Annotated in this window: 4 protein-coding genes; all 4 read right to left on the reverse strand. The window is 47.5% G+C overall.

Translation table 11 applies throughout. The features are described 5' to 3' along the window. Positions 1-1,101 (reverse strand): DUF87 domain-containing protein (locus tag GF309_05520; GenBank protein MBD3158231.1); only part of this gene is annotated, 1,101 nt, incomplete at its 3' end. Between the two features lie 11 nt (positions 1,102-1,112). Further along, positions 1,113-2,186, reverse strand: coding sequence for a hypothetical protein (locus GF309_05525; protein ID MBD3158232.1), 1,074 nt, complete (start codon positions 2,184-2,186; stop codon positions 1,113-1,115). Positions 2,187-3,077: 891 nt separating this feature from the next. After that, complete coding sequence (locus GF309_05530) at positions 3,078-4,073, reverse strand: methyltransferase domain-containing protein (protein MBD3158233.1); 996 nt, start codon at positions 4,071-4,073, stop codon at positions 3,078-3,080. Positions 4,074-4,315: 242 nt separating this feature from the next. Then, a complete protein-coding gene (locus tag GF309_05535; protein MBD3158234.1) occupies positions 4,316-4,645 on the reverse strand; it encodes a hypothetical protein in 330 nt (109 codons plus the stop codon). Positions 4,646-4,952: the final 307 nt, after the last annotated feature.

The following is a 4,952-nucleotide window of genomic DNA, read 5'->3' on the forward strand; positions in this document are numbered from 1 at the left end:
CGATTCTTCATTTTCGTGATTCAGCCGCCACGCAACCGCTCCGCGTAGAATCTTCTGAGATACTCGCCGCACAACAGCTTGTTGAACATCGGTATCAAGTCCTGATAGCGAGAGTACGGTCATGCATCCTTCGTTGACAATTCCCGGGCCATCTCCCCCGGCCAAGGGCACTTCTTGGCTCTTGTCAAGGATTGCGATTTCTGTAGCTTCATTCATTAGGCTCTTGAGGCCCTTCAGCTGTTCGGAATCTTCACCACCGTCAGCTTGTTCGAGGGTGTTTTCAAGATCTTCATAATCCCATTCCGTATCTTCCAGCAATTCGTAAGCATCTCTGAATAGTTCTCTCTGCCGGTTTGCATTTGAACGAACCCGGAGTATGGAAAGAAAATCATCCGCTGAGAAGCTGTTGAAGCGAAACCTCAGAGGAAGTATTTTCCTGTCGGGGTCAGCTTCAACGGAGAATGCAACCAGCCGGTCGCCTAATTCGTTACGCATTCCAATATATTCACTGTGTGGATCAATTACGACTACTGCTCCACCCATTTCGAGAATCCTTGAGATAATCACTGCAACTGTGTTTCCTTTTCCTCCACCAGTGATTGCCAACACAGCCAAGTGCCGCCTAATCAGCTCATCTACATTCAATCTGACGCGGACATCCTCATTCGTAAGAAGATGTCCTATTTCGATATGCCCCTGCCCAAAGGCTTCTTCAAGTAATTCTTGCGGAGCTCGGAAGACTTCTGCACCCGGTGGAGGAGAAAACCGAGGCATCTCCAGTTCGCTGGCTTCGTTGAGAAAACCGAGGATTCTTGCTTTTGCTTTTAGCACCTCACCATCCCTTAGATCACCAATCCGAGTGAGGGCCTGGAACTCTCTCGGGCTTGTAAGAATCGAGTTAGGCATGTTCTGATTTTCCAGCCCGATTTCGCTTACTGATGCTAAAACTGGTTTCTCAAGGTCCTCACATTGATAGTCGATCACCAGGTACTCGCGGAGTCTGAGTGGTGATGTGCGCACAATGCTTGGGTCAACACAGATAGCAACTTCAGTCGGCGTCGTGGTGCCAAGCAGATTTCCTATGACTTCTCTGTTACTCATTTCTTCTTCACCTAGCCAAATCTGGCCCTTCGCTGTTCATTGAATACGAATCGTGCTGCGCGCATGTCCTCTTTCGCAATGGACGAAATCATCAGTTCCATAAGTGATTCTTGTAGCGACTTTGGAATCAAGGCTTTTTTGTGGACGATATGGGAGGGCAGCAGGTAGCCGTTCCCGTCATGCATCGATGTGATAAAACGCTGAATCTCCTCAGTATAATCTTCTTGGCTTTTGAGATAGTCCAAGCGGAACACCCTGCCATGGGGTTTGAGAATGCCGAACATGGTGAGAAAATCGCCGCGGCCATCAGTCAGTATGGACTCTGATTGCAGGTGCGCCTTAACTCGGGGTACCTCAAGGTATCGAGCTTCGACTGGAGGGGTGAAACCCGTTCGGTCTCCTGCAAGCATCGCGATGGTTGAGCTATCGTTGAAATCGGTATCTATGCCCAGTTGTTTCGAAAGCAGTCGAGTTCTGGTGTCCTTTGCGGCTCCGATGAGCTTGATATCAAGGGTCTGACATTCTCGGATAAGCGTATCAAAACGTCTCATGAAGTCATGGTAGGCCTTGAAGAATTCGTAGTTGGGATTCTTGTCAGGTTCGGGTTCACGGAAGTACCTCATGATGGAGTACGGGACACCCATCGTGGCATAGCTTGCAAGCCCGTTATCCAGCACAGCGAATCCCGGTTCGTCATCGAGCAGCTCAAGAATACATTCGATTTCGAGTGTGTCTCGTTTCAATCCGACAAGGCGATCCACGTTTCTGGAGAGGGTGGTGAAGCCCGCGTCCATGTTCTCATACCATTTGGGAGGTTCACCAGGTTTGAACAACGCTGCTGCGGCTCGAACAACGTAGAGGCTCCCACCCACTAGGTTCATGAAGCCTGAACCCCCATCAACCCATGCAGAAGGGACATCGTCGAATCGAGGTTCAACATGTTGTATGTCCAAATCAACATCATCTAGTTGCTGTTGGGATTCCCGCATCTTCTCCAGCGCATTCTGTGAAAATTTGCGGATCTGCTGAAGCCAGTGATCCGTAACTTGCTCCTCTTCTTCCATCATGGGGTTCCCCCGTATCATGGGCGTTGGTTGACGCTCATAGCCTGCTGCAGTATGTCATACTAGCTGCTTGTTTTTGAGTTCTGTGGCGCTCCCATTTCCCCGCCTTGGGAGTGTCAGATGCACTCTCGTTTCTATTAAGTCTTCGCCGTTTGTTTGATCTCCCTGGCGGGAGCTTATTTTTTGCAATAGGAAGATGCAATAGTAGAGTAGCTGGGAGCCCTTGAAAGGTTAAGCTTGTCGAGCAAGACGGGGTTGAAGTTGACGAACGCGACGAAATCACGATAGCTGAGCCCTGAATCGAACTTGAGCCCAAGAAGGACAGCCAGGGTGGGCAGAGGAAACTCAACAGGCCTTCCCAAATTTCGTCAGAGACGATAGCGATAAAGAGACTATGTCGCCTCTATGAGAGCTCCTGCAGGTTTTTTCAAGACGAAGTGGTCGCACCTGCTGGAATATGAGGAGGCCTGATTCTGGTTCTTACACCTATTTTGACTCTAAATGCAGGAATCATTGTAACAATGTACCGACGTACTTCAGATTCTACATACAGCTCTTCTATTCTTGATTAGCGGGGAATCGTACCTGTATCCGCTGAATAACAACCTCATGGGGCAGATGCCGACTACAGGTTCAACCCACGGACGCCTTCAACACCGGATAGGAAGCGTCTCAGTCTTGTTGACCCTCCGGACATCATACCCTTCGAGTTTAGGGCCTCACTGTCATGGGGTGGACTTCTTAGTCTCCCCGACCACACGACCATGAAACCGGCACCAATGATACAGGTATAATGTCAAAACTCGTTGACAGACCAGCAGTTCATTTTCCAAACTGTAGTTCATTCCATCTTTCAACATCAGGACGGGCAAGGCGGAGTGTCATGCTCCAAAACGGGAGACTTGCTTCCAGCTAGGATTTGGGTTCTAATTTCACGATTGCCCATGTTATGGTGGTTGGCTCAACAGGAAGTCCGTCAATACCGATGTTGAATATCTCACTCTCTGCAGTAGGTTCAATGTCAGCCTGAGCCGGGTGCAGAATTTGTACATCGAAGTACTGTTCCGCAATCTGCTCCAATCTGGTTTCAAACCCTAGGTTCATACCCAACTCCTCCAACAGCTGAGCATTCTGATCTCCGTTGTCGGGATAGAAGAAAGTGATGAAGTATGCTCTATCTTTCAAACAGCGGGAGAGCTCCATTGCGAAGCTCGCGCTATCCCTGATATTCGTAAGGCCTAAATTAGATGTAAACACCGGTACCGAACTCTCAGCGAAGGGCATCTTCTTGACGTCGAACGCAATCAGGCTGACCTTGTCGTAAAGGCCAAAATGTTCCAATCGCAGTTGATTCCTCAGTAAGATAGTGGGGCTTATGTCACTAAAGACGACCGGATTCTCAAGGGTGCTGAAGACCTTTGCAAGTCCAGCCATACCCGATGCCAAATCGACAACGAGCCCATCTTCACCAGCCAGAAGATTTTGAAGCTCTTTCTTTTTTGTGTCGTATTGTCGGTTGAAAGACGGTGCATATAACTCCTCTACGGCTAGTCTTCTCGTGGTCTTTGCCAGATTGTAGTTACCTCTTTCGTCGTGAATAGCGGCCCGCAGAAATTTATCTGCCGCGTTGAGTGACGATAGATCACTCTGCATGAGTTGCTTCTCATATTTTGGATTCTTCTTCAGCTCTTTCGCCAGGTGACTGTCAACAATCTTCCAGAGGTCATTACCAGAAGTTTCTGTCAATAGGAAGGTGGCTACTTTGTCTCTGATGACGTAGTTTCTGTTACAGTATTCACAGGTAGCATCAGCGGAAACTATGCCGCGCTCAGTCTCGGTTTCAATTTTCCATTCCAGATCTCCATGGCAATCGGGACAGCATAATAAGCATTGAAGAATCTTTAACATCTTGAGGGTAGCATTTCTCTGACACCTAAAGACTGACGTAGTCGGACGAGGGTGCTTGAGGGTCTTCTAGAGCTTAGTCATGACTGGCGATTTGCCATCCCCTTGTTGAGTTCCCTAGAGTGTGAGTCTTGCTCTGGTGCTTGTGTAGAGAGGCACGGTATCACCGGATGACATTTCAATCTTCTTAGCTGGAGCTTCTTTGTTGATACAAGGGTTAAATTGTACTGTGCTAAGTTATCGCTTTATCTTTCAATTTCCTCATCATCCTCTCCATCATTAAAGGCCATATCATCTACTCCATCGAAGAGATGCTCTAGCATTCTCTTGTTATTCGCTTCGTTCTCGAAATAATCATCAAGTATGCGGTCGATGTAACTAAGGAATCCATCATAATAGTCATAGTCCTCGATTAAAAAACCCTGTTCTTCTGCATTTGCCTGCATGGTCATGAAAATATAATATGAACATACATGCCACCATTTCAGAGCTTCTTCAAGAGCCTCCCTTCGTCCACTTGAGAACTCAACCTCTTCAAAGAGTCTCCATTTACTTTCCCATTCATCGTCGTCCACTTGGATTATCCTCAAAACAGAATAGAGATACATCTTGACTTTTTACTGTTACTCTGGAGTGTTAAGAACATTCAAACGGTTCCCGACATAGCTGCGCAGGGTATGGGGGAATAAGTGTCTCTTTTGAAACGGTAGGGTGTGATGAGGTTATTTTAGAGCGTGAGGAACTTTCAATCTCCTTAGATGGAGCTTATTCTGTGCAACTAAAAGTCGGCCTACTTAACTCACTAGAGGGGACGACAAGTTTCAATCTCCTTAGCTGGAGCTTATTCTATGCAACCTATCTTTGTTACACTCTGCTGAGAAC

The sequence above is a fragment of the Candidatus Lokiarchaeota archaeon genome (genome assembly GCA_014730275.1).
GTDB lineage: Archaea > Asgardarchaeota > Thorarchaeia > Thorarchaeales > Thorarchaeaceae > WJIL01.

What these genes read in the sequence shown, in the direction of transcription:
- GF309_05525 (MBD3158232.1), bottom strand. Translation starts at nt 2,186, where the DNA reads ATGATACGGGGGAACCCCATGATGGAAGAAGAGGAGCAAGTTACGGAT.
- GF309_05530 (MBD3158233.1), bottom strand. Translation starts at nt 4,073, where the DNA reads ATGTTAAAGATTCTTCAATGCTTATTATGCTGTCCCGATTGCCATGGA.